Annotated in this window: 26 protein-coding genes; 5 read left to right on the forward strand and 21 right to left on the reverse strand. The window is 65.3% G+C overall.

Features of this window, described 5'->3' with window-relative positions:
- Position 1: 1 nt before the first annotated feature.
- From nuoE to EV580_RS04935, 15 genes are all read right to left on the reverse strand, one after another.
- Entirely contained in the window at positions 2-649 is a 648-nt protein-coding gene (gene nuoE, locus EV580_RS04865; protein WP_133689966.1) for an NADH-quinone oxidoreductase subunit NuoE, read from the reverse strand.
- Positions 646-1,935: an NADH dehydrogenase (quinone) subunit D gene (nuoD, locus tag EV580_RS04870; protein ID WP_133689967.1), complete on the reverse strand. Its 1,290-nt coding sequence runs from the start codon at positions 1,933-1,935 to the stop codon at positions 646-648. Before nuoD ends, nuoE begins: the two co-directional genes overlap by 4 nt.
- The gene (locus tag EV580_RS04875; RefSeq protein ID WP_133689968.1) at positions 1,935-2,543 is read right to left on the reverse strand and encodes an NADH-quinone oxidoreductase subunit C; all 609 of its coding nucleotides are present in this window, start codon (positions 2,541-2,543) and stop codon (positions 1,935-1,937) included. Before EV580_RS04875 ends, nuoD begins: the two co-directional genes overlap by 1 nt.
- Positions 2,540-3,094, reverse strand: coding sequence for a NuoB/complex I 20 kDa subunit family protein (locus EV580_RS04880; RefSeq protein WP_133689969.1), 555 nt, complete (start codon positions 3,092-3,094; stop codon positions 2,540-2,542). Before EV580_RS04880 ends, EV580_RS04875 begins: the two co-directional genes overlap by 4 nt.
- Positions 3,085-3,444, reverse strand: a complete 360-nt coding sequence (locus EV580_RS04885) for an NADH-quinone oxidoreductase subunit A (protein ID WP_133691046.1) — start codon at positions 3,442-3,444, stop codon at positions 3,085-3,087. Before EV580_RS04885 ends, EV580_RS04880 begins: the two co-directional genes overlap by 10 nt.
- A gap of 167 nt (positions 3,445-3,611) precedes the next feature.
- Positions 3,612-4,826 (reverse strand): cytochrome P450, encoded by a 1,215-nt coding sequence (locus EV580_RS04890; protein WP_133689970.1) that lies wholly within the window; start codon positions 4,824-4,826, stop codon positions 3,612-3,614.
- Positions 4,823-5,659, reverse strand: coding sequence for a hypothetical protein (locus EV580_RS04895; protein ID WP_133689971.1), 837 nt, complete (start codon positions 5,657-5,659; stop codon positions 4,823-4,825). Before EV580_RS04895 ends, EV580_RS04890 begins: the two co-directional genes overlap by 4 nt.
- Positions 5,656-6,834: an NHL repeat-containing protein gene (locus EV580_RS04900; RefSeq protein WP_133689972.1), complete on the reverse strand. Its 1,179-nt coding sequence runs from the start codon at positions 6,832-6,834 to the stop codon at positions 5,656-5,658. The genes EV580_RS04895 and EV580_RS04900 overlap by 4 nt, the downstream gene beginning before the upstream one ends.
- Positions 6,831-7,721: a NifU family protein gene (locus EV580_RS04905; protein ID WP_133689973.1), complete on the reverse strand. Its 891-nt coding sequence runs from the start codon at positions 7,719-7,721 to the stop codon at positions 6,831-6,833. Before EV580_RS04905 ends, EV580_RS04900 begins: the two co-directional genes overlap by 4 nt.
- Entirely contained in the window at positions 7,705-8,970 is a 1,266-nt protein-coding gene (locus tag EV580_RS04910) for a hypothetical protein (protein ID WP_133689974.1), read from the reverse strand. Before EV580_RS04910 ends, EV580_RS04905 begins: the two co-directional genes overlap by 17 nt.
- 13 nt (positions 8,971-8,983) lie before the next feature.
- Complete coding sequence (locus EV580_RS04915; protein WP_133689975.1) at positions 8,984-9,229, reverse strand: hypothetical protein; 246 nt, start codon at positions 9,227-9,229, stop codon at positions 8,984-8,986.
- Positions 9,230-9,234: 5 nt separating this feature from the next.
- A complete protein-coding gene (locus EV580_RS04920; protein ID WP_133691047.1) occupies positions 9,235-9,996 on the reverse strand; it encodes a hydrogenase maturation protease in 762 nt (253 codons plus the stop codon).
- Positions 9,997-10,100: 104 nt separating this feature from the next.
- On the reverse strand, positions 10,101-11,708 hold the full coding sequence (locus tag EV580_RS04925; RefSeq protein ID WP_133689976.1) for a nickel-dependent hydrogenase large subunit: 1,608 nt from the start codon (positions 11,706-11,708) through the stop codon (positions 10,101-10,103).
- Between the two features lie 54 nt (positions 11,709-11,762).
- Entirely contained in the window at positions 11,763-12,734 is a 972-nt protein-coding gene (locus EV580_RS04930) for an NADH-quinone oxidoreductase subunit B family protein (RefSeq protein WP_133689977.1), read from the reverse strand.
- A gap of 93 nt (positions 12,735-12,827) precedes the next feature.
- The gene (locus EV580_RS04935) at positions 12,828-13,334 is read right to left on the reverse strand and encodes a helical membrane plugin domain-containing protein (protein WP_133689978.1); all 507 of its coding nucleotides are present in this window, start codon (positions 13,332-13,334) and stop codon (positions 12,828-12,830) included.
- A gap of 226 nt (positions 13,335-13,560) precedes the next feature.
- Between EV580_RS04935 and EV580_RS04940 the strand changes: the two genes are divergently transcribed.
- Positions 13,561-14,622, forward strand: coding sequence for an AraC family transcriptional regulator (locus EV580_RS04940; RefSeq protein ID WP_133689979.1), 1,062 nt, complete (start codon positions 13,561-13,563; stop codon positions 14,620-14,622).
- 13 nt (positions 14,623-14,635) lie between these two features.
- On the opposite strand, the gene EV580_RS04945 is transcribed toward EV580_RS04940, so the two are convergent.
- From EV580_RS04945 to EV580_RS04960, 4 genes are read right to left on the reverse strand one after another with little or no spacing between them, the layout of a single operon-like run.
- Positions 14,636-15,541, reverse strand: a complete 906-nt coding sequence (locus EV580_RS04945; protein ID WP_133689980.1) for a LysR family transcriptional regulator — start codon at positions 15,539-15,541, stop codon at positions 14,636-14,638.
- A complete protein-coding gene (cbbX, locus tag EV580_RS04950) occupies positions 15,538-16,497 on the reverse strand; it encodes a CbbX protein (RefSeq protein WP_133689981.1) in 960 nt (319 codons plus the stop codon). The genes EV580_RS04945 and cbbX overlap by 4 nt, the downstream gene beginning before the upstream one ends.
- A 7-nt stretch (positions 16,498-16,504) precedes the next feature.
- Positions 16,505-16,930, reverse strand: a complete 426-nt coding sequence (locus EV580_RS04955) for a ribulose bisphosphate carboxylase small subunit (protein ID WP_133689982.1) — start codon at positions 16,928-16,930, stop codon at positions 16,505-16,507.
- Positions 16,931-16,940: 10 nt separating this feature from the next.
- Entirely contained in the window at positions 16,941-18,371 is a 1,431-nt protein-coding gene (locus EV580_RS04960) for a form I ribulose bisphosphate carboxylase large subunit (RefSeq protein WP_133689983.1), read from the reverse strand.
- A 240-nt stretch (positions 18,372-18,611) separates the two neighbouring features.
- Between EV580_RS04960 and EV580_RS04965 the strand changes: the two genes are divergently transcribed.
- Positions 18,612-19,610, forward strand: coding sequence for a class I fructose-bisphosphate aldolase (locus EV580_RS04965; RefSeq protein WP_133689984.1), 999 nt, complete (start codon positions 18,612-18,614; stop codon positions 19,608-19,610).
- On the opposite strand, the gene EV580_RS04970 is transcribed toward EV580_RS04965, so the two are convergent.
- Positions 19,598-20,839 (reverse strand): GAF domain-containing sensor histidine kinase, encoded by a 1,242-nt coding sequence (locus tag EV580_RS04970; RefSeq protein ID WP_183502060.1) that lies wholly within the window; start codon positions 20,837-20,839, stop codon positions 19,598-19,600. The two genes, EV580_RS04965 and EV580_RS04970, sit on opposite strands and share 13 nt — an antisense overlap.
- Positions 20,836-21,504 carry a response regulator gene (locus EV580_RS04975; RefSeq protein WP_133689985.1) on the reverse strand — a complete coding sequence of 223 codons (669 nt, stop codon included), beginning with the start codon at positions 21,502-21,504 and terminating at the stop codon, positions 20,836-20,838. The genes EV580_RS04970 and EV580_RS04975 overlap by 4 nt, the downstream gene beginning before the upstream one ends.
- A gap of 126 nt (positions 21,505-21,630) precedes the next feature.
- Between EV580_RS04975 and rpe the strand changes: the two genes are divergently transcribed.
- From rpe to EV580_RS04990, 3 genes are read left to right on the forward strand one after another with little or no spacing between them, the layout of a single operon-like run.
- Entirely contained in the window at positions 21,631-22,326 is a 696-nt protein-coding gene (rpe, locus tag EV580_RS04980; protein ID WP_133689986.1) for a ribulose-phosphate 3-epimerase, read from the forward strand.
- The gene (gene tkt, locus EV580_RS04985; RefSeq protein WP_133689987.1) at positions 22,323-24,353 is read left to right on the forward strand and encodes a transketolase; all 2,031 of its coding nucleotides are present in this window, start codon (positions 22,323-22,325) and stop codon (positions 24,351-24,353) included. The genes rpe and tkt overlap by 4 nt, the downstream gene beginning before the upstream one ends.
- Entirely contained in the window at positions 24,346-25,290 is a 945-nt protein-coding gene (locus EV580_RS04990; protein ID WP_133689988.1) for a phosphoribulokinase, read from the forward strand. The genes tkt and EV580_RS04990 overlap by 8 nt, the downstream gene beginning before the upstream one ends.
- Positions 25,291-25,366 lie beyond the last annotated feature (76 nt).

Consider the following 25,366-nt stretch of genomic DNA (forward strand, 5'->3'; position numbering starts at 1 on the left):
CTCAGACCTCTTCCTCAGCGGTGGGAGCGAGCCCCGCCAGGGTTCGTGCGGTGTCGCGGAAGGAGCAGACTTGTGAGCCGCGGGTGGCGTGTGGTGTGTGGCCGGCGCGGATGTGTTCGATGAGTTCGCGTGCGGTGGAGGGTGTTTGGTTGTCGAAGAATTCCCAGTTGACCATGATGACGGGGGCGTAGTCGCAGGCGGCGTTGCATTCGATGTGCTCGAGGGTGATGGCACCGTCGGCGGTGGTGTCCCCAGCGTGGACACCGAGATCGGTTTGCAGGGTGTCCAGGATGGCGTCGCCGCCCATGATGGCGCACAGGGTGTTGGTGCACACCCCGACCAGGTACTTCCCGGTGGGGGTGCGGCGGTACATGGAGTAGAAGGTGGCCACCGCAGCGACCTCCGCCTCGGTCAGATCGAGTTGACGGGCGCAGAAACCGATTCCGGCGGTGGTGACATACCCGTCTTCGGATTGCACCAGATGCAACAAGGGCAGCAAGGCGGAGCGGGCTTGGGGGTAGCGGGCGATGATGGTGGCGGCATCGCCGGCCAGCCGTTGTTCGGTGTCCGCCGGATAGCTGGTGGGTCCGCTGATGGGGGGGCCGGGTTCCTCGGGCCGCGGCCCGAGCACGAGGTCGATGGGATTCATCGGTCGACACCTCCCATGACCGGATCAATACTGGCGACGGCGGCGATGACGTCGGCGACCATGCCGCCTTCCGACATCGCGGCCACCGCTTGCAGATTGGTGAACGACGGGTCGCGGTAGTGCACCCGATAGGGGCGGGTGCCACCATCGGAGACCATGTGCACGCCCAACTCGCCGCGCGGGGATTCCACCGCGGTGTACACCTGCCCGGCGGGCACCCGGATGCCCTCGGTGACCAGTTTGAAGTGGTGGATCAGGCCTTCCATCGAGGTGCCCATGATCTTGGCGATATGGGCCGGGCTGTTCCCCAACCCGTCGGGGCCTAACTGGAGGTCGGCGGGCCAGGCCAGCTTCTTGTCGCTGATCATCACCGGGCCGGGCTCCAGCCGCTCCAAGCATTGTTCGACGATCTTCAGTGATTGGTGCATTTCGCCGACCCGGATCAGATAGCGGCCGTAGCAGTCCGCGCCGGTGGCGGTGACAACGTCGAAGTCGTAGGTCTCATAGCCGCAATAGGGTTGGGTCTTGCGCAGGTCGTGGGGCAGGCCGGTGGAGCGCAGCACCGGGCCGGTGATGCCCAAAGCCATGCAGCCGGTCAGATCCAGATAGCCGATCCCTTGGGTGCGGGCCTTCCAGATGTAGCTTTCGGTCAACAGGTCTTCGAGTTCGCGTAACCGGCCCGGCAGAATCTTGAGCAAGTCCGCGACGCGTTGGGGTCCGTCGTCGGGGAGGTCGGTCGCCAGCCCGCCGGGGCGGATGTAGGCGTTGTTCATCCGTAACCCGGTGATCGCCTCGAACACATTGAGAATCAACTCGCGTTCCCGGAAGCCGAAGAACATTGGCGTCATCGCGCCCAGCTCCATGCCGCCGGTGGCCAGTGCCACCAGATGGCTGGAGATGCGGTTGAGTTCCATCAACATCACCCGCACCACACTGGCGCGCACCGGGATGTCGTCGGTGATGTCCAGAAGCCGTTCCACACCAAGGCAATACGCGGTCTCATTGAAAAACGGCGAGAGGTAGTCCATCCGCGTCACGAACGTCACACCCTGCGTCCAGGTGCGGTACTCCAGATTCTTCTCGATCCCGGTATGCAAATAACCGATACCGCACCGCGCCTCGGTGACCGTCTCACCCTCGATCTCCAAGATCAACCGCAACACCCCATGGGTCGAGGGATGCTGCGGACCCATATTCACCACAAGGCGCTCTGCGCGGTCTTCGACCGCCGCGGAAGTGATGGCATCCCAATCGCTTCCATTGACCGTGAACGTCGCTTCGACCATCAGCGATACGACCTCCGCTCATCTGGGGGCGCGACACGTGCGCCGTGATACTCAACGGGGACGCCGCCCAGCGGGTAGTCCTTGCGCTGCGGGTGGCCCACCCAGTCATCCGGCATCTCGATACGCGTCAAACCCGGATGACCGTCGAACACGATCCCGAAGAAGTCGTAGGTCTCCCGCTCATGCCAGTCAACCGTCGGATACACCGAAAGCAACGACGGCACATGCGGATCGGCATCCGGGCACGCCACCTCGACCTGCACCCGCCGGTTATGCGTGATCGACATCAACGGATAAAACGCATGCAACTCACGACCACTGTCATCCGGATAATGCACACCCGATACACCACAACACAATTCGAACCGCAACGCCGGCGCATCTCGCAAGGCGCGTGCGACCACGAGAAGCATCCGACGCGCCACGTGCAGCGTGAGCTGCCCGGCCTGGACGACAACACGTTCCACCGCATAGCTGAACTCGTCGCCGAGGGTGAGCGCGAGTTCGTCGACGATGTCGTCGAAATAGCCGCCATACGGGCGGGGTGTGCTGTCCCACCCGGGCTTACGACGAACCAGTCGACCGTATCCCGAGACATCGCCGCTCACCGCAGCAGTCCCTTGAGTTCCAGGGTGGTGGGGGCAGCCAGTGCGGCTTGTTCAGCCGCCGCGATGGCCTCAGCGCGATGCACCCCCAACGGCATCTCGGCGATCTTGGCGTGCAGAGCCAGAATCGCGTTCAACAACATCTCCGGACGCGGCGGACAACCCGGCAGATAAATATCCACCGGCACCACATGATCCACACCCTGAACCACCGCGTAGTTGTTGAACATCCCCCCACTGGAGGCACACACCCCCATCGCCAGCACCCACTTCGGCTCGGCCATCTGGTCATACACCTGCCGCAACACTGGGGCCATCTTCTGGCTCACCCGCCCGGCCACGATCATCAGATCCGCCTGCCGCGGCGTGGCCGAAAACCGCTCCATCCCAAACCGGGCGATATCAAACCGCGGCGAAGCCGTTGCCATCATCTCGATCGCACAACACGCCAACCCGAACGTCGCCGGCCACAGCGACCCCTTACGGACGAACCCGGCCACCTTCTCCACCGTCGACAGCAAGATGCCGCCCGGCAGCTGCTCTTCTAATCCCATTCCAGCCCACCCCGGCGCCACACATACCCGTACGCCACGAATACCGTCCCCATGAAAATCAGCATCTCCACCAGCGCGAACGTCCCCAACGCATCAAAAGAAACCGCCCACGGATAGAGGAACACGATCTCGATGTCGAACACGATGAACAACATCGCGGTCAGGTAGTACTTGATCGGGAACCGCTGACCGGTCGGCTCCCCGGCCACCGGCTCGATCCCACACTCATACGCCTCGAGCTTGGCGCGGTTGAACCGCCGCGGACCGATCACCAACGCGATCACCACCGACACGATCGCGAACGCCGCGGCAATAACCCCCAACACCAAGATGGGCAGATACAGGCCCAATCCCCTGCCCTCCTTCTTCAGTAGCGGCGCGCAGCGCGCCGACGGCGCCAAGCGGTAGCGGTAGCGGTATGTCTACCGCTCATCGCGGCACAGGTATCCCCCAATAGGGGGGAGAAGCATGGGGAGGCGGGGGGTGAAATTCGATACCCGCCAGTAACTTTCGCGATTCAGTGCACGGCGAGATGCAAATACGCGTGTCGCCGTGCGAGAACACTCGGCAACCAGGGCCCGACGTCGACCGCGTCGAACCAAGCGGTGCGTTCGAGCATGAGCCCTAGCACTGTCATCGCTTCCAGCCGTGCCAGCGGTGCCCCGAGACAGAAGTGGACACCCCTGCCAAAGGAGAGGTGCCCCTTGGTTTTCGGCCGGTTGAGCCGAAACTCATCCGGCGACTCGATGTGCTCGGGATCTCGGTTGGCAGCTCCCCACAGCAGCAGCACCCGGGAGCCGGCGGGCAATGTGACACCGCAGAGTTCGGTATCACGCACCACGTGGCGATAGTGCGCCCGAAAAGGCGGCTCCAACCGCAGTGTTTCTTCGATGAAGGCGCCCAACAACTCCGGATGAGCGCGCAGCTGCGCTTGAAGATCCGGTTCGGTCGCAAGTAGTGACACCGCCGTCCCGAGCAGCGACGCCGTGGACTCGCCGCCCGCGCTGAACAGTGACACCAGGATGAGCTGCGCGGTGAAGTGGTTCAGCCGATCCTCAATGCACGCCCTCGCGAGCTCACCGATCAGATCGTCCTGGGGATCTGCGATGGCAGTCCTCAGATGTTCGGCGATGTAATCGCTGAGCTCGGTGATAGCGGTCATCGACGCGGCCAGTTCGTCGGCCGACATCAAGCCGTCGAGCAATTGGGTGGTGGCATATCCCCAGTGCGCCAGCCTGTCGGTGTCGGCGTCAGGAACACCGATGAGGCGCGCGACAATCGTCATCGGCAACCGGTTGGCCACCGTGTCCATCCACTCGATACCACCGTCGGCAAGGCCGGCCGACCACTGCCGCTCGAAGACGTTGGCGATCAACGGGCCAAGCCCCGCAACACGCTTCGCCGTGAATTGTGCAAGCACCAGCTTGCGATGCAGGGAGTGCACCGGATCGTCAGCGGTCACCAGGATATGCGTCGCGCCCCCGACCCCGTCCATCGTGAATGGTGCCACGCCGCCGTCGGCGGTGTAGGTCATCGTCGCGGTGAGGTTTGACGAGAAATCCTGCGGCCGCGCAGTGACATCGGTGATCGACGCCCACGTGGACGCCAGATAGAACCCCGAATCACCGACCTGATGCACCGGCCCCGCCGCCCGCAGCCGGCCGTAGAGCGGATACGGATTCTGGATTGCGTCCGCGCTGAAGAATTCAGCCGGATCGACGACGGTGGTCACGCGATCAAGCCCAGCAGCCCAGGATCAAAGGTTGCCCGTGCCGCCACCGACGCGGCGGCCGCCGAAACCACCAGCGCCGCATCACTTTCGTAACCCTTCGGAAAGACGATCTCGGCGCTGTCCGGGCTCTCGCGGTGCGCCATCAGCCAGTCGTAGAGCAGCCAATCCACCGCGCAGGTCACCGTCAACGGATCGGCGTCCGCTGAGCGGGAGGCGGCGACCAACGCCTGCAATGCATCGCGATGTTCCTTGCGGGCGGCGTCCTTGTTCACCCCCGAGCTGTCGAAGAACAGCATCGCCAGGGTCAGCGGAAACCGTTGGCCCGCTTCGGTACGCACCAGCCAGCGGCCACCCTTCCACGGCTTGTCCGGGTCTACCTGATGGAATTCACCGAAGCCACCGACCACTCCGATCGACGGGTCGTCGAGTTCGCCGTCGAACGGTGCCGGCCCGAGCAGATCCAGCGGCAGACGCGCCCGGATCGAGAACAAGGCCGCAGTCCCGATGATCTTGCCGGCCCGTAGGTCCGCGCTGAAGCCCGACTGCTCCAGCGCCGCCGCGTATTCGAAACACAAACGGTCGAGCGTGCGGTGAAGCTCGAACAACCCGTCTCGCTCGTCAGCGTCAGCGGGCAGTCGGCCGCCACCCAGGATGTCGCCGAACCGGCCCGCCGCGATGATCAACGCGTCATCCAGTGCTTCAAGGTGGGTGGCGACCAACCGGTCTGGTTCGTCGTCGTCGGCGACGAGGGCCTGCAACGAGATCGGCCTACCGCTCGCTGCCGCCCAGTAGAACCCGATCTGCCCGTCTTCCTGGATGATTCGTGGTCTCACGTTCGCCGCCAGATCATCACCCGGTTGTTGCCGGAATCCGAGACCGCCAGCAGGTCATCGCGCAGCGATAACCCGTACGGCCAGCACAATGTGTCGCGTTGCACCGACGTCCAGCGGTTCTCGCCGTTGGAACTGAAATCCGGCTGGGCCAGTACATGATCGGCACCGCGCCCATCCGCCGGTATTCCGTCCCACAACAGAACCCGGTTGTTGGCGGTGTCGGCCACCGCCAGGCGCTCACCGTCCAGGCATGCCGCGTACGGGAACCGAAAACGATCCGACGTATGCGGCCCATAGGGCCATTCCAATGCACTGGTGAAGTCCGGCTGGCCGAGAACCGAATCGGCATCCTGGTCGGCACCCGGTGGCGGCGACCACCCCAACAGCCGGTGATCCCCGGCATCGGCCACCAGAAGCAGATCCTCGCGACCGGTGATGTCGTGGGGCCAACGGAACGTGGCCGGCCCGACGGCGCCGCCTCGATTCTCCTCCCGCGCGGCGGCATCGGGCTGCCCGAGCACGATATCGGCAGGCTGATCGGGGTCAGGAATTCCGCTGCGCCAGCCGAGAACCCGGCGATTGCCGGTATCCGCCACCCAAAACATCGAACCGGTGATCCCGACACCGAACGGCCAGTACAGCGTCGAGGCCGAGCACTCACCGCCGCGGTTTTCCGTCACCGAAACTGCGTCCGGCTGGCCGAGCACAAGATCGGGCGCCACGTCACTGCTCTGCGGCACGGTGTTCCAGACCAGAATCCGGTGATGCCAGGCATCGGCGACGACCAGCCTGCCGTTGTGCACCAATACTCCGGTCGGCAGATTCATCCCGCGCTCCGGACCCCGGCCGCCGGCCGCGCGGCCTTCCGATTCACCATTGGGCTGCCCAAGCACCACGTCGGCAGGTTGCTCATCGCAATCGGGTATACCGTGCCAGATCAGGACCCGATGGTTACCGGAATCGGCCACCACCACATGCCGGTCGTCGATGAACACTCCGCGCGGCGAATACATCCACGCCATAGACGGTTTCGCCGGCGGCAACGCCAGCCCACCCGGTGCGGGCGCACCCAGCCACAGCTCGGGTGCCCAGCCATCGGTGAGGTCGATGTCCGGAATGACGTCAGCGCGGGTACCCAGGCCGCTGATGTTGTGCCGGACGGTGTATCGGCTCATCCGCCGACACGGACCCAGACGACGCCGTCGTCGACACGTAGCGGCAGCTGTTCCAGCTGAGCGCCGGGCGCACTGAGGCACTCCCCCGATGTCGCGTCGTAGCAGAATCCGTGCCAGGGACAAGTCAGCGTGTTGCTACCGATGTCCAACACGGCGTTGTCCAATGGAAGGGCTTCGTGCGCACATTCGTTGCGGTAGGCCGACAGCCGCTGGCCGGCGTTGACCACGATGACCTCTGCCCGCTCGCCGGTGGCCGATGTCAGGCTCAGCGGCGAGAGCTCGTCGACAGCCAAGGCTGCGGCGGGGCCGACCTCGACCCACCCTTCAGCGGCGGGGTCGAGGCCGATCCGCAACGCCTCGATCGGAATCAGGGTCGGCGTGGGCTCGTTCGGCAGTACCTCCACAGCCGAGATCGCCGGGACTTCTTGCACCAGTGCCTCTTCGACGAGGTTCCGTAGCGTCACCGACGACATCGAGCAACCGTTGCACGCCCCCTCGAGACGTACGAACGCCGTGGCATCCTCGACCCGCACCAGCGTCACATCCCCACCGTGGCTGTTCAATTGCGGACGTACCGAAGCCAGCACCTGGTTCGCGTGGGTAACGGGATCCGGTCGCACGATCCCGTGCAAGGAGAGCAGCAGGTGGACAGTCGGATCGTCCACCAACTCGAACAACACGTCCCGGGCGGAGTCGTCGGACCGCATCCGGCGCACCATCGTCACCAATCCGGCCCGGTGGATCTGCTCGATTGCCGCCTTCAGTTCCTCGGCCACCTCACGCGCTGAGGGGTCCAACCCGTCCAGCGCGGTGACGGCGTCGTCGACGCGCTTGGCAAGGTCTTCGAAAGTGGCTTCGGTGACCGGTCTTTCAGTGGTCGTCGACATCACTGCCGTCCGTCCTGCCCAGGGCGATTTGCCGGGCGATCTCATCGAGTATGCCGCGCACCGTCCGCACGGCTTCGTCGTCGCCGAGTTCCTCGAACAGGAACCGGGCTTCATACAGCTTGGCTTTGGCGTGGTCGAAGGATCCCAGGTGTGCCAACACATTGCCCTGATTGGCCAGCACCCTGGCCCGGCCCATCGGATCACTGTCACGGTCACGGGCGTCCAGGACCGCCTCGTAGAGTTCTACGGCCTCGACCAGGTTGTCTGCCTGGTGTTTTGACGGGGTGTACACCAAGGAATTCGCGAGGTTGAGCTGCACACTGGCCCACTGGTCGGGATAGTCCTCGCGGGTGTACACCTTGAGCGCCGAGCGCAACGACTGTGCGGCGATGCCCAACCGCAGCTGACCGGAGGCCTCCGTCATCGGCATCGTGAGGTACGCCGTCGCCAGGTTCGCGTGCGCCGACGCCCACAGCAGTGGAGCTTCTTCGCGCAGGATCAGCTGTAGGGCCGAATGGTAGTGCGGCACAACCGCTGCCAACAGCTCGGGCCGGTCCGGCGCCTGTTCGTGCAGCAGCCCGGCCAGGTTCAGATGAAGTTCAGCCCGGGAGATGCGCAGCCCGTCAGCGCCCTCGAGGGCTTTCAGTGCGGTCTCGAAGCGCCGGACGGCATCTGGGTGGCCGCCGTGGGCGGCGATCGACGCCGCGGCACCCAGCAGCACCCCGCTCAGCGGCCTCGACACGCGCTCGGCTTCGTCGGCCGCCTCATCAAGCAACGCGGTCGCACCTGGCGCGTCGCCGTCGTTGAACGCGCTACTGGCCTGAGTCGACAACACCAGGGCCGCGAGCTCGGCGCTGGCCGAACCCACCTCCGGTGCGACGTCCGAGCGGCCGACGGCGAACAGTACGACATCGACCAGTACACCGAATTCGCCCAACAGTGACCGCAATTCGGCGGGGTTGTCGCCGTCGGGATCCATGACGAATCGGTTGTATCGGCTGACCGGGTCATCACCATCCAGCGCCGCCAGTGCACCGTCGCGGTCGCCGGCCAGCGCCAGCTCGTGTGCCCGCAGCGTCTCAGGCCACTGCGGAATGTTGCCGGCGAGCAGCGCAGCGCGGGCGTCCTCGGTGTCCGCGGAAGCGGGAATCAGCATGTAGCCCAGGGGAAGGGGAAACGCCCCCAGCGGCTGTGGCCGCACCGCGAGCACGTCGGTGTCCACCGGTTCGGTATTGGCGAGTGTGGTCACGAATCTTCTCCCCTCATCCGTGGATGGGTCCGCGGATATCGCGCTCGGCTGCGCGTTTGATCAATCGAGCCGACAGTTCGGCACGGGCTTTGGTGTTGTGGGTGTCGATGCGCTTGCGCACCACTCCATCGGCGAAGACCACGACGATGTCGACGGCCCAACGCCCGCGCTCTTCGACGACGACGGTGTGCACATCCAATGCCTCGTCGGTGGAGCTCTCGCTGCGGGGCGTGGTCTTCGGCCGAGGCTCTTCACACATGACGATCACCGGGCCAACCCCAGCGGAATCCGCAAAGCCTGCTGTGCATCGTCCCAGAATGCCTGATGAACACCGGTGACGGGACGGTCCGCGAGTACTTCGCGCACCAGAAGGGACCGGTCGCCCGCCGGGTTGCGCTGTTTGAGTAACAACCCGCCGCTGCGAGGACCCCGCAGCGGGATCAACCAGAGGTCGTCCTCGCGTACCATCGCCGCGACGGCATCCGAAGGAAATCTGCTGGCCGCCAACGCCGCATCGAGGCGCACATAGCCGTCGTCGGTGAATCGCACCGAGATGTCGTCGCCGATCCGCGGCCGCAGTGGGCCCAGATAGTCCCGCTCGAGAAGGTCGATCACCTGCTCCATCCCGGCCTCCACCGGTTCCGACAGGTCGGCGCCCAACTCGACGCCACCCGCCTCGATCAGGAACACGGTGATATCGCTCGGGCAGGCATCGGCCAGCACCCAACGGGCAAAGGCGATTGCGTGATCCCACCGAAAAGAGTGGGTGTGCAAGCCCTGCAGTGGCGGCAGATCGGCCAGCTCCTCGCCGGGCACGCGGTAGACGGTCCCGGGCCGCGCACCCGTGGCGGACGCGTCCACGATCACCACCCGCTCGGCGCCGCGCATCTGAAACGCGACGTCCATGCCCGCGGTGCCGCCGTCGACGAGACGGGCCCCGGTGGGCACGCCGCGCTCCCAGAGGTGCCGGACCAGAACCGGCCCGACTCCGTCGTCGCCGCGCAGCAAGTTACCGCAGCCCACCACCAAGACCGCACACCCAGGCGGTCCGATGTCCAGCGAAGGGGTGCTGGCATCGGAACCGCCTGGGTTGCTGCGGGAGTCGTGCGCCCCAGGCTCGATCGCCGGGATCACACCATTCCGTTAATGACGAACTTCGACAGCTCCTTGCCGGTCTTACCGTCATAGGCGTGCACGGTGCACACCAGGCAGGAGTCGAAGCTACGTGCCACATGGCCGAGTTCGACGGGATCGTCGGGATCGACGATCGGCGAGCCGACCAGCGCCTTCTCGATCGGGCCCAGAACCTCGTTGCCGTCCCTGGGCCCGATGTTCCACGCCGTCGGCGTGATCACCTGGTAGTTCTTGATCTTGTTGTCTTCCAGGACGATCCAGTCGCTGAGCGAACCGCGAGCCGCCTCGGTGGAGCCGAAACCCTTGCCTTCGGCGTACTCGGTGGGCTTGGTGTAGAAGCTCTCTTTGAGGTCGAGCTGGTCGAGCCAGCCCTTGACCCACTTGTAGTACTTCGGGCCCTCGTGCATGCGGGCCAGCTGCCGGGTCAGGACACTCGGCCCAATCTTGTTCATGATGTCGACGAACAACGGGTCGTTGTCCTGGTGCGGTGCGGCGTTGGGGCCGCCCGCAGCCATCCGGCGTGCCAGTGGTCCGGCTTCCAGCGGAATGTTGCCCAGATCGCCGACCGTGTAGCGCGGCGACTTGGCCCAGCTGTACTTGCCTTGCTTCCTGCCCTCTTCGGGATCGACCGGGATGGTCTCGCCCTCGAACGGGTGCAGCGGCTTGCTGCCCTGATAGAAGGAGTGGCTGGTGTCCTCGCGGACGTTGGCCTGGTCGAACTCGTGCCACTGGCCCTGTGCGTAAATGCCACCCCGGCCGATCAGGGCCGCGTTGCGACCGTCGATGGTGGGGTTCTCGTACAGCGTCGGGTCGAAGTACGTGCCGGTGGCGATGTAGTTGCCCACACCTTGGCCGTACTTGTCCAGACCGATGTCGAGGCAGTAGCGGATGAAGAAGCCGCAGTCGCTGTTGTACTGCGACTCGTTCTCGTCGACCCAGGCGAGGACGTCTTCCCAGGTCTTGTTCTCCAGCCAGCGGTCGATACTGCAGCCCAGCCACTCGCCCTCGAGCCAATTGTCCTTCCAGTGCTCGAGAATCGCGATCGAGCGCGTCACGTCCGACAGCGTCGGCGCGCACATCACCCCACCGGGCACCATGAAACTGGAATGCGGCCACTGCCCGCCGAAGATCGCGTAGACCTCGACCGGCTTGTTGGACAGCACCACACCCTTCTGGTAGCTGGTGCCCACGTACGGGGCGAAGCGGCGAACCGCCTCGTCGTAGAGTTTGGACTTGGCGTAGTTCTTGTTGGTCAGGTCGATGGCGAACAACGCGTAGAAGTAGCGCGGAATCGACTGCAGCGTTTCACAAGCCTGCGCGATGTTGCGGATCAACGTCGCGTTCGGCGGCATGTGGGTGCGCCACGCGGTGTCCAGGGCGTAGGCCGACTTGTACAGATGGCTGCCACCACAGATGCCGCAGATGCGGGGGCACACGACGAGACCGGACTGCGGGTCTTTGCCCCGCAGGATGATCTCGAAGCCGCGAAACATCGCGGCCTCTGTCCAGGCCGATGTGACGATGCCGTCGTCGATGGTGACCCGGACGTCGAGGTCACCCTCGACACGGCCCAGTGGGCTGACGTAAAGGTCGAGCGCGGTCATGAGAAAGTCCTCCAAAAGGTGAGAGCTGAACCAGGGCTGGTGGTTTCAGGCGGCCTAGACGACGAACATGTCTTCTTTGGACCACTGCGGCGCCGCGATGCGGGCCGCCGCCGCGTGTGCCATGTACGTCAGGTGATCGGATCCCTCCGGCACTTCCTTCGGGATCATTCCGCCGACTTTCTGGGTCTTGAACAGCGTCCCGGGCGCGAGGTCGAAGTGCGGGAACTCCGGCTCGGTGCAGCCCAGGCACGGCATGCCGGCACGCGTCTTGGACGATTGCCGGTTCCACAGGATGCGGTTGCACGGCGAGTGCGTCATCGGTCCGCGGCAGCCGAATTCGTAGAAAAGGCAGCCGGTGCGGGTGCCTTCGCCGAAGGACATGGTGGACTGCTTGTACTCAAAGAATTGCACACGGGTGCAACCGGTTTGGGTGAACGTCTTGAAGAACGTCTCGGGTCGGTGCAGCTCGTCGAGGGCGATGTCGCCGGCGCGACCGGTGGCCAGAGCGACGATGATCTGGGTGATCCAGTCGGGGTGAGCAGGGCAGCCCGGAATGTTGATGACCGGTAGTCCCATCTTGGAACGGAAGTCCGGGCCCAGAAAGCCGCCCTTGTCCCGCTTGTGGAATTGCAGGCCGGTGGAGGCCGAGGGGTTCGGTTCCATCGCGGGGATCCCACCCCAGCAGGCGCAGTCACCGATCGCGACGACGATCTGCGCGGCGCCGGCCAGATCGGTGACCCAGTCCTTCATCGGCCGGTCGGCGAAGATATCCATCCGGCCGGTGCCGTTCGGCGCTTCGATGACGCTGCCTTCGAAGACGAAGATGTCCAGGGGACGATCGCCTTTGGCGCAGTCCCAGAAGACCTTCTGCGCGTTGGCGCCGAGCTCCAGGCCCAGCGACGGATGCCAGATCAGGTCCAGGCCGAAGTCGACGATCAGGTCGACGACGTTGGGCTCTTCGGCATTGAGGAACGACATGGTGTTGCCACTACATGCCCCTCCCTGAAACCAGAGGACGGAAGCCATGGAAGAACTCCTCTCAGATGACGGCCGAGGGCGCGGCCGAAATTCGTTGGGCTGAAACGACTGTGGGACGGTAAGTCGGACAATTGGGGGGCACTACTGGCCAACCTGACGGCCAAAGGCACGGGCGATCTGGATCATGAAGCCCAGACCTCGGGACACGTCGGGGTCTTTGGTGACCTTCCAGAACCCGAACAGTCCCTTCGGCCCTCCTGGATCGGCGGCCGCCGCCGCGCTGCCCTCGGTGACCGCCTGCCCGAGCTGAGGCAGCAGCATGTTGAGCGCCGGCGCCGCAGCGATCAGCGAATTCGACAGTGTGGCAAGGCTTTGCATCAAACCTTGCACGTCAACGTCCTTGAGCGCTTCGGCGCTCGGCAACACCCCGGAGACCGATACGCCCTTGAAGTCGTTGACCGCGGACGCCAGGGACTCGGTGATCAGATCGCCGCGACGGACGAACCCGTCCAAACCGGTGACCAGCACGGCCAGCAGATCGGCATGGTCGAGCAGGGTGTTGAGCGCGGCGGCGACCGTTGGGTCGTCTAGCCGATCGCGGATCTGATCGGCGGGCGAAACCGCGACTGCCTGCCCGTTTGCCGTCATGCAAACCTCCCGATCGCTCGTGTTGCGTCTTCGTCGGCCAATGTGGCCTCCGTCACAAGCTAGCTGGGCATTTGCGCGATGCCTATCGCTTTCGCGCAGGAGCTGTCAGTATTACGCAGAGTTCAGTGCGTTGGTGCGCGCTGGGGTGCTTGGAGGCTTGCGTGATCACCGCGAATACTTTAGTCAAATCTTCACTATTCGGCCGGAAAAGCCATGGTCAGCGCTGATGTCCCGACTGACCCGTCTCGGCTACATCGACGTCCGTCGCACCAGCAACCCGGTGCGTCGCAAAGTCCGCTCGCGCGGCGTCCCGCCGGCACTGGCTAACAACGAAATCTTCTACACCGAGGATGTGTCGGAGGCTTCCCGGCTGATCGCCAAGACGCTCGGACCGCTCAACCTCACCGTCGGTCCCGACGAGATCAGCGGGTTTGCTGCCACGATGCACGGCGTGCGGCTGCGCAACGTGAGCATGCTCTATCTCGACGTACACGTGGCGGCATCCATCGACATCCCGATGCTCGGCCCGTACTTCGGGGTCCACATGCCGATGAACGGGCGGGCGCTCGTCGAGCATCGCGGACATTCATTTGAAGCCAACACGATTCGGTCGGCGGTGACCAGCCCCGGGGTTTCGCTGCGAATGACGTTGGACCACGACTCCCCACAGCTGATCATCCGCGTCGAGGAGCGCGCCATGGTTGCGCACCTGACCCGCCTACTCGGACGCAGTCTGAAGCGCCCGCTGGTCTTCGATCCCGAGTTCGATTTGGCAACCGAAGCCGCAATGCGTTGGCACACCGCGGTGCAGCTGATCCATACCGAGGTGTTTCACGAGGGCTCGCTGATCCAGCGCGGTCAGGGTATCGGCGCGGTGGAAGAACTTGTCATGAGCAGCCTGCTGCAACTGCAGCCGTCGAACTATCACGAGGAGTTCCTCGCTCCGCCACCGTCGGATCAGCGTCGTGCCGTGGTCCAGAACGCGATGAACTACGTCGATGACCACCTTGCCGAGCGGATCACGATGGATGCGATCGCCAAAGCGGTGCACATGAGTGTGCGCTCGATCCAGCAGGGATTTCGCGAGGAACTGGGCATGAGCCCGATGAGCTTCGTGCGGGAACGCCGGCTGGAACGCGTGCAGGAGGAACTCGCCGATGCACTGCCCTCCGACGGCGTCACTGTCACCCAGGTCGCCGAACGCTGGGGTTTCCATCACCTGGGGAGCTTTGCCGTCGAATACCGCAAGCGCTGGGGTGAGGCGCCATCGGAGACCTTGCGGCGCTGAGTGATTCGAGCGGTCAGGACGCGGCGCTACGGACCCCACTGATCGGACGCCAGCCCAGCCCCCGCTGCCCGACGAGGTGCTTGACCAACAGCTCGGTCGACATCGTCGGAGCGATCTGGCTGACCAGATGCCACGGCCGGTTCAGCGGTGTGCCGGGCACCGGTATCTGCACCAGGTCACCGCTGTCCAGGTGCGTCTGCACCGCCTGCTGAGACACCAACGTGACCCCGAGGCCCGCAGCGGCAGCGGCGACCACCGCACCGTGCGAGCCGAGAACGAGCAGCGGCGGACTCACGTCGAGGTCGTCCAACAACGCCATCGTGGCCGAACGGGTGCCTGAACCCGGCTCGCGCAGCAGCCACGTCGCCGCCGCGGGTTCGAAATCGGCTGCTGCAGAGGGGGGCCCGACGACGATCAGCGTGTTGGGACTCGCGGCACGCACTCTGGCCTTCTTACGCAGGTCATCAGGCGGGCGGCCGGCCACCACAAGGTCGACCTCGTGGCGGGCCAACATCGGCCACACCGCATTGCGGGAGGCCACCTCCAAGTGCAGCACCACGCCTGGGTACTTGGCCCGAAACGACGCCAGGGCCGCGGGGATCAGCAGTTCACCGGCCGTCGTGACCGCGGCCAACCGCACCGACCCGTTCTCCGGGTCGGCCTCCCCGCGGGCGGCCAGAATGGCCTCGTCATGCAGCCCGAGGATGCGGCGGGCGTACTCGACGTAGCGTTGCCCGGCAGCAGTCAGTTTGACGCCTCTGCCGTTTCGGTCGATCAGCGCGATACCGATCTCTTCCGACAGCGCACGCACCGCCGACGAGATCGACGATTCCGTCACCACCAATCGCTCGGCGGCACCACGCACCGATCCCGTGTCGGCAAGCTCGACAAGTGCACGCAGCCTGGCCTTCGTCGTCATCGCGGCGCCTCACTCTCCCCATCGTCGAACACCCGGCTGCTCAACAGATCCGCGGGCTCGATCGTCGACAACTCTGCCAGGCCGACCATGCCGGGCTCGGCCAACAGCCGCCGCGCGTGTCGAAGCCGCGCCCGTTCGAGCGCATTACGCACACTGCGGGCGTTGGCGAACCAGGGCTGGTCCACCCGACGGCGCAGGTAATCGCCGAATACCGCTGCGGCCTCTTCGGAGAAGCGATAACCCATGGCATCGCTCATCAATGCCGCGATCTCCCCCAGCTCGGCGACGGTGTAATCCGGGAACGAGATGTGATGGGCGATTCGGCTCTGCATACCGGGGTTGGCCGAGAAGAACTGGTCCATCTTGTCGGCATAGCCGGCCAGAATGACCACGAGATCGTCGCGATTGTTCTCCATGACCTGCAGCAGGATCTCGATCGCCTCGGAGCCGTAATCACGCTCGTTCTCAACCTTGTACAGGTAGTAGGCCTCGTCGATGAACAGCACACCGCCCATCGCGCGTTTGATCACGTCCTTGGTCTTGGGCGCGGTATGCCCGACGTACTCCCCCACCAGGTCATCCCGGGTCACGCTGACCAGATGGCCGCGCCGAAGGTAGCCAAGCCGGTGCAGCAGGTCGGCCATCCGCAGCGCCACCGTCGTCTTGCCAGTGCCCGGATTTCCGGTGAAGCACATATGCAGTGTGGGTTGAACAGCGTCGATACCGAACCGCGCCCGCATCCTGTCGACCAGCAGCAGGGCAGCGATCTCGGCGATGCGGGTCTTGACCGGCTCGAGGCCCACCAGCTCGACATCGAGCCGGTCAAGAACATCGTCGATACCCGAATCCTGGCGGGCTGCACCAAGATCCACGACGGCATCGGCCGACAGCACCTCGGGTGCGGTCTCCTCGGATCGGAATCCGAACGACACCCGTGGATTGGCGGCCGTGGTCACCGTCGCCTCACTCGCCGGGGTACCGCAGGCCGGCCGGGCGATCGGTGGCGTAGGCGTGGGTGGTGTAACCGATCGTGCGGTTTGCCTGCTCGGCCCGGTCCAGCCGGAATCCGGGCTCATCCGGCGGCCGGTTCACGATGAACGACAGCGCGGTGGTCTGCCTGCCGAGGCTGGCATCGTAAGCGTTGAGCCGGATGTAGTGGTTGGGGTAGGCCGCCCGACACGCGTTGACTTCCAACAAGACTCCCGCGGCATCCATCAGGTCGAACATCGGCAGTCCCCACATCTCCCAATAGATGTTGCGCGGGTGCGGATCGTCGGTGAACTCCACCGACAGCGGCCAGCCATGACTGAGCGCGTAGTCGATCTGCGCGGTGATCTCCTCATCGGTGAAGTCGGGCAGATACGAGAAGGTGCCCTGGGTGATTCGCATGCTCATCTCCTCAGATGCTCGTCGGCGTAGCGACGACGTCAGGGGTGTCGGTGGATTCGTAGTTGAAGGTGATGTCGCCCCAGGTCGCCAGCGCTGTGTCGAGCGCACGATTGCGGCTCGCGGCCTTCTTCAGAATGTCGGGACCCTCTTTGTAGTAGTCGCGACCTTCGTTGCGCGCCTTGATCATCGCCTCCAACGCAACCCGGTTGGCCTCGGCGCCGGCCGCGATACCCATCGGATGCCCGATCGTGCCGCCGCCGAATTGCAGCACCACATCCTCGCCGAGGTAGTGGATCAGCTGGTGCATCTGGCCGGCATGGATACCACCGGATGCCACGGGCATGACCCCCGGCATCGACGCCCAGTCTTGGTCGAAGAACAGGCCTTTGACGGGGTCGGCGTCGACGTGGTCCAGGCGCAGGGTGTCGTAGAACCCGGCGGTCGTGTTGGGGTCGCCTTCCAGCTTGCCCACGACGGTGCCGGCGTGAATGTGGTCGACACCGGCCAGCCGCATCCACTTCGAGATCACCCGAAAACTCACGCCGTGGGTCTTCTGCCGGGTGTAGGTGCCGTGGCCTGCGCGGTGCAGGTGCAGAATCACGCTGTTGTTGCGGGCCCACTTGGCCATCGATTGGATCGCGGTGTAGCCGATGGTCAGGTCGATCATCACGATGGCCGATCCCAGCTCGGCGGCGAAATCCGCGCGCTCGTACATCTCCTCCATGGTCCCGGCGGTGATGTTGAGGTAGTGACCCTTGATCTCCCCGGTCGCCGCCTGTGCACGGTTGACCGCCTCCATGCAGTACAAGAACCGGTCTCGCCAGCGCATGAAAGGCTGGGAGTTGATGTTCTCGTCGTCCTTGGTGAAGTCGAGTCCGCCGCGCAGGGCCTCATAGACCACGCGGCCGTAGTTGCGCGCCGACAGGCCGAGCTTCGGCTTGGTGGTGGCACCCAGCAGCGGGCGGCCGAACTTGCCCAGATGCTCCCGCTCCATGACGATTCCGTGTGCGGGACCCTGGAAGGTCTTGACGTACTGGGTGGGGATCCGCATGTCTTCCAGCCGCAGGGCCTTGAGCGGTTTGAAGCCGAAGACGTTGCCGATGATCGAGCTGGTGAGGTTGGCGATCGAGCCCTCCTCGAACAGGTCCAGATCGTACGCGATCCAGGCGATCCACTGGCCGGGCGTGCCCGGCACCGCGTCGACCCGATAACACTTGGCCTGGTAATGCTCGAATGTCGTGAGCCGGTCGGTCCACACCACCGTCCAGGTGGCCGTGCTGGATTCACCCGCCACCGCGGCGCCGGCCTCCTCGGGAGGCACACCGTCCTGCGGGGTGATCCGGAAGGCGCACAGGACATCGGAGTCCTTCGGCACATAGTCCGGTTGCCAGTAACCCATTTCTGCGTAGGGGATGACCCCCGCGTTCCATCTCTCCGTCATGCCCCGAATGCTGCCCGTTCGACAATGAACCTGTCTATCTAGAATTCTGCCCTAATCATTAACCATTTACTTCAGTATTGGGAACTCCCCCCAGCCCTCCACCTCCTGGGTGAGGCCGCGCCCGATGGCCGTCCCTACCGTGGCCCCGAACGCCGAACAGACGCAAAAGTCCCCAATTACCCGGCGTGTCGGGGGCTTTCGCGTCTGCTCGCGCCAGAACCGGAACCAGGGAGGCACACCGTGACCACGACTCGACAGATCGCCCAGCAGATGACCACCTTCGGCAAGGGCATCCTGGCCGCTGATGAAAGCATCGGCACCATGTCATCGCGACTGGAAGGTGCCGGCGTCAACCCCACCGCGCTGAGTCGCCGCGACTACCGTGAATTACTCGCGACCGCACCGGATCTGGCGAACGGCGTGTCAGGCATCATCCTGTGCGACGAGACCTTGAACCAGGCCTTCGCGGACGGTACCCCGTTCCCCGAGGCGTGCCGGGCACTGGGCATTTTGCCCGGTATCAAGGTCGACACCGGCGCCAAGCCTTGCCCCGGCCTGCCCGACGAGACGATCACCGAAGGCCTCGACGGACTGGCCGGCCGCCTGTCCGAATACGCCAAAACCGGTGCGGCGTTTGCCAAGTGGCGTGCGGTGTTCACGATCACCGCCAACACGCCCAGCCTTGGTGCGATCGTGGCCAACGCCAATGCGCTGGCTCGCTACGCGGCCGCATGCCAGGAGGCCGGCCTGGTCCCGATCGTCGAGCCCGAGGTGCTGACGGCAGGCGCCCACGGTATCGGCCAATGCGCCGAGGTCACTGCGGCCGTTCACCAGACGGTGCGCGAGCATCTGGCCCTGTTCAACGTCGACCTCGCGGGCATCGTGCTCAAGCCCAACATGGTCACCGAGGGTTCGGATAATCCCCACCCGGCGACACCCGAAGACGTTGCCGCTGCCACCGTCGAGGTGCTGCGCGCGTGGCCAGGGGATCTCGCGGGGGTGGCGTTCCTGTCCGGTGGTCAGCCCCCGCAGCGGGCCACGGCGAACCTTGCCGCCATGCAGAGTCACGACACGCCCTGGCCGCTGACGTTCTCATTCGGGCGGGCGCTGGTGTCTCCAGCGCTGGCCGCCTGGCACGGCGACGAGCAACTGATCGGTGACGGTCAAGCGGCGCTGTCCGCACATGTCGCCGCCAATGCGGCCGCCGTGCGGTTGCGCGGCAAGCTTCAGTCGGTCTGAGGGGTCTCGGCCACATCGAGCGGAATGGTCACCGTGACAGTGGTTCCCGATCCCGGCCGCGCCCGAACCGCGAGCCGACCGCCGACGAGTTCAGCCCGCTCGGCCATCGACAACATGCCGTAGCCACCGACATTGTTGGTACCCGGAACCCGTTCGACACCCGGATCGAACCCAATACCGTTGTCGGACACCTCGAGTCGAGCGGTACTGTCACCGACGGTGAACGACACGGTCGCCGTCATCGCGCGCGAGTGCTTGACGACGTTCTGCAGGCTTTCCTGGGCGATGCGGTAGAGCGCGACCTCGATGTGCTCGGGTAGCCGATCGTCGGCGAGCTCCAGCTCGAGGTCCACCTCCATGATCGAGGAAGCCAGACTGGCCAGCCCTCCAGCCAGGCCGAGGTCGTCGAGAACCGGCGGACGCAGGCCGCCGATGGCCGAACGCGCCTCGGCAAGCGTCAGATCCGCCAGATCGCGGGCCTTTTCGATCTGCTCCGCGGCCTCGACGGTGTCTGTGTCATCGACGGCCCTGGCCGCAGCATCCAACCGGTAGGTCAGGCTGACCAATCTCTGCGAGATCCCGTCATGGATATCGGCGGCCAGCCGGCGACGCTCGCTTTCCTGAGCGGCGATCACCTGCTCAGCGAAGTTCTCGTGCGCTCGCTCACGCGCGCTGAGCTGCCGGTGAAGCCGGGCCTGGTGCAGGGCCCCGGCAATCAGGCGCCCGATGACAAGCAGCAGCTGAATGTCGCGCGGGGTGAAATCGCGCCGAGAGATGGTGTGTACGTTGAGAACACCGACAAGCCCACCCGGTTCGGTCTCCATCGGGACCGACGCCATCGAGGTGAAGTCCGAACCGCGCAGCGACCCGATCGGCACGTAGCGCGGGTCGTCTTCCTTGTTGCTGATGATGACCACCGGCTCGCGGTGGCTGGCCACCCAACCCGACACGCCTGACCCCAGCGGTAGCCGCACCCGGCCGACCTGTTCGTCGAAGGGCGGGGTGGCACCGGCCAAGGTCAGGGACCGGTCGGTGTCATCGAGGACGTGGACGAAGCACACATCGGAAGCGGTGGCGGCGGTGATCATCCGAGCGACCGCGGCGGCCATCGGCTCCACCCCGGGACCGCTGGAAGTGGCCGCGATGATGTCGAGCAGCAGCGCAACCTCACGGTCGGCGTCAACCAGGCCGTGAACGTCGTGAGCGCCCAGTCCCCCAGACGGCGTCACTGGAAGATTCCCTCCCGCAACGCGGTGGCCACCGCGCTCGTTCGATCGCTGACGCCGAGCTTGCGATAAATGGACCGGAGATGGCTTTTCACGGTCTCGTCGCCGATCACCAGCTTGCTGGCGATGCCACGGTTGGACAGGCCGGTCACCACGAACGACAGGATCTCGCTCTCCCGTTGGGTCAAGCCGTGGCGGGCACCCGGCCAGAACTCGTCGCGTTGCAGCCGCGCCGCCGTGTCGACCGCACGTGCCGCGAGCCCCGGGTCGATCGCCGTCGCCCCACCCTGCACCAATTCCAGCTGCCGCACGAGTTCGTCGCTGCTGATCCCCTTGAGCAGATAACCCGATGCACCTACCCGCAGCGCCTGGAACAGATACTGCTCGTCGTCGTAGACCGACAACAGGATCACTTTGCGCTCGGGGTCGCGCTCCCGAACCGCACGGCACAGGTCAAGGCCGCTGGCACCCTGCATACGCACGTCGCACAGCACGATGTCGGGCTTGAGGCTGGCGATGACGCTCAGTGCCAGATCGACACCCACGGCCTCGCCCACCACCCGCACCCGGTTCTTGAACGGGGAGAGCATGGCCTTGAGACCTTCGATCACCATTTCGTGATCGTCGACAAGAACGACCCGCACTGGTCCATTCGTCGGCGCCGTCATGGCACCACGATAAGGCACCCGTCTTTTCAACCCCGGCAACTTAACTCGATCGGTCCCCCCTTCGGGGGACATCAGCCTCGCCGTTGCGGCCCTAGCATCTGGCCAAACACAAGGAGGGATGTGCTGATGACTGTGAAGACGACGTCGGCCCCGAAGCTGGTTGCCTCGGTGCTGCCCGCGGATTTCGCCGAACTCGGGCGTGATGTCGAGCAGATCGACCAGGCCGGCATCGACCGCATCCAATGGGACGTGATGGATGGGTCATTCGTGCCCAACCTGACTTTCGGACCGGACGTGATCGCGGCCAACCGCGGCCGCACCCCGATCGGATTCGAGGCCCATCTGATGGTCGACGATCCCGATCCGATGCTGCACCGGTGGGTCGACGCGGGCTGTCAGATCGTCATCGTGCACGCCGAGGCCTGCCGTCATCTGCATCGAACCCTCTCGCACATCAGGGATCTCGGTGCACTGGCAGGAGTGGCACTCAATCCGGCCACACCGCTGGAGGCCGTGGTCAACGTCCTCGATGTGACCGATCTGTTGTTGGTGATGACCGTCAACCCCGGCTTCGGTGGTCAACGCTATCTGGCCGACATGGAGCCCAAGATCGCTGCGGCGCGCGCTGAAATCGAGCTCCGCGGTTTGGATATCGAGCTGGAGGTCGACGGTGGAATCAGCACCTCGACAATCGGAGCCGCCGCGGCCGCCGGTGCCGACGTTTTCTGTACCGGCTCCGCACTGTTCAGCGGGCCGGGCACCATGAACGAACGTGCGCGTGAGATGCGCAGCGCCGCAACACAAAGGCTGGCCCTGCGATGACCTCAGCACCGACCCTCGAAGACGAGGCTCGCACCAGCGAGCTCGATCTGCTTGCGATGAACACAGTTCGATTCCTTGCGGCCGACGGCGTGCAGGCGGCTGACAGCGGCCATCCGGGGCTCCCACTCGGCGCGGCGGGAATCGGGTGGGCGCTGTGGTCACGACATCTGCGACATGACCCGGCCAACCCACAGTGGCCGGATCGGGACCGGTTTGTGCTCTCGGCCGGCCACGGCTCGATGTTGCTCTACGCTCTGCTGCACCTGTTCGGCTACGACCTGCCGATCGACGAACTACGCCGGTTCCGGCAACTCGGTTCGCGGACACCCGGACATCCCGAATACGGGCACACCCCCGGTGTCGAGACCACCACGGGTCCGCTGGGGCAGGGCCTGGCCAACGGGGTCGGTCTTGCGCTGGCCGAGCGAATGCTGGCCGCACGCTGCAACACCGGTGAGCACACCGTCGTCGATCACCGAGTCTGGGTGCTCGCCGGCGATGGCTGTCTGATGGAAGGCATCAGCCACGAGGCCGCGTCGCTGGCCGGCCGACTGGGCCTCGGCAAGTTGACGGTGATCTTCGACGACAACGACATCACCATCGACGGTCCGGCCCAGCGCAGCTGTGCCGACGACGTCGAAGCCCGGTTCGCGGCATACGGATGGCACGTGCTGCGGGTCGACGACGGCAACGACGTGCCCGCCCTGGACCGTGCGTTCTGCCGCGCCAGGGACAACGACGACAAGCCGACGTTCATCCGGGTGAAGACCACCATCGGCTACGGCGCACCGGGTATCGAAGGCACGTCGAAAGCCCACGGCAGCCCTCTCGGCCCGCAGACGCTCGCCGCGATGCGCTCACGCCTGGACTGGCCGGACAGCGAATTTCACGTTCCCGCTTCGGTCGCCGACACCGCGTCGGCGTCAGCCGCACAAGGCGGAGCCGCCCGAGCAGTGTGGGAGCAGACATACGCGGACTGGTCGGCGGCGAATCCTGGCCTGGCTCAGCACTTCCCGCTCGACAGAACACCTGAGCTCACGACGGTCGACGTGCTGCGACAACTCAGCGTTGATACATCGGCCTCGAAAATGGCCACCCGCAAGGCATCTGGAACCGCGCTGACCGCGCTGGCCGAAGTGTACCCCGCTCTGATCGGCGGATCCGCCGACCTGGCCGCGTCGACCAACACCGCGATCCCCGGGGGCGATATCGCCCCCGGGGACTACGCGGGGCGCACCATCCACTTCGGGATCCGCGAACACGCCATGGCAGCGGTGATGAACGGGCTGGCCCTGCACGGCGGCCTGCGTCCGTTCGGCAGCACGTTCTTGGTGTTCGCCGACTATCTGCGTCCGGCGCTGCGATTGTCGGCACTGATGCGACTGCCGGTGATCTACCTGTTCACCCACGACTCCGTGCACGTCGGCGAGGACGGGCCCACCCATCAGCCCATCGAGCAGCTCGAGTCGCTGCGATTGATACCCGGCCTGACGGTGTTGCGGCCGGCCGACGCTGCCGAGACCGCACTCGCCTGGGAACTGGCGGCCACCAACCTGGATGGGCCGACGGCGCTGATTCTGTCCAGACAGGACCTTCCCGTGCTGGACGCCGCCGGCCTCGACGACATTCGCGTGCACGGCGCGCGCACGGTCCGCGCCGTGCCCGGCAAGGCCGATATCGTGCTCGGCGCATCAGGTTCGGAGGTTGCCCTCGCCCTGCAGGCCGCCGACCTGCTGGAAGAACGTGGGGTGAACGCTGCCGTCATGTCTGTGATGTGCCGGGAGTGGCTCGATACCGCACGCGGTTGGTCGGACGTGCCCGCCGTCTGGATCGAGGCGGGAGTTCCGACCGGCTGGCGGGCGCTGGCCGGCCCACGCGACGCCGTGGTGGGCATCAGCCGCTTCGGCGAGAGCGGGCCGGGGCCACAGGTTGCCGAACACCTCGGACTCTCGCCGGCAGCGGTGGCCGAGACCGCACTGCGAACTCTCGGCCGATCGGCCGACGAACCTCCGGATAGCGATGGCTGACAAGATGATTCGGATTCGTCGCGCCTCGCACGAGGACCGTCGTCGCCCGGTGCTGCTGGCCATCGCCGGGGACAGCGCTGCCGGCAAGTCGACGGTGGCCAAGGGCATCGCCGATGCTCTCGGACCGCAGCGATGCACGATGCTGTCCACCGACGACTACCACCGCTACGACCGTTACGAGCGCGCACACAAGCCGTTCACCGCGCTGCATCCCGACTGCCACTATCTGCCGATCCTGGCCCAGCATCTGCAGTTGCTGGCCACCGGCCAGCCGATCCTCAAACCGGTCTACGACCACAGCACCGGACGACTCATCCGTCCACAGCTGGTCGAGCCGGCCGAGGTGATCATCGTCGAGGGACTGTTGCCGTTGCACAGCAAGCTGGCTCGGGCCTGCTTCGATGTCACCGTCTACCTCGACCCGCCCGAACAGATCCGGCGAACCTGGAAGATCACGCGCGACACCACCAGTCGCGGCTATACCGAGGAACAGGTGCTGGCCGAGCTGGTCGAGCGAGAGTCCGAATCCGCGGAATTCATCCGACCCCAGCGGTCACACGCCGACATCGTCGTCCGCTTCGCCCCGATCGAAGCCCGCGACGACGCACCCGGAACGCCGCTGTCGGCGTCATTGCTGCTGCGCACGACCATCCAGCAACCGGACCTGTCGGACGTGCTGCAGCCGGGCATGGCGCGAACGATCCACATGCGCCTGGCCCGTGACGGCGACGGGCGTCCCGTGGACAGCGTCCACGTGCACGGGTACGCCAGCCCCGAGGAGAGCGCCACCGCCGAGAAGTTGGTCTGGCATGCGCTCGGTCGGGACGGCTCTGCCGTTCCCGAAGCTCTGGGCCGGATCGGCGCCGACGAACGCAGCACCCCGCTGGCGATCACCCAGATGGTGCTGATGCATCACGTCCTGGCCGCCGGCCGGTAGATGGGGGCAGACCATGGCACGGGTGAGGTTTGGCTATGCCAATCCCCTGATCGGGGGATGCCGGGGCGTATCGGCC

The sequence above is a fragment of the Mycobacterium sp. BK086 genome (genome assembly GCA_004362315.1).
GTDB lineage: Bacteria > Actinomycetota > Actinomycetes > Mycobacteriales > Mycobacteriaceae > Mycobacterium.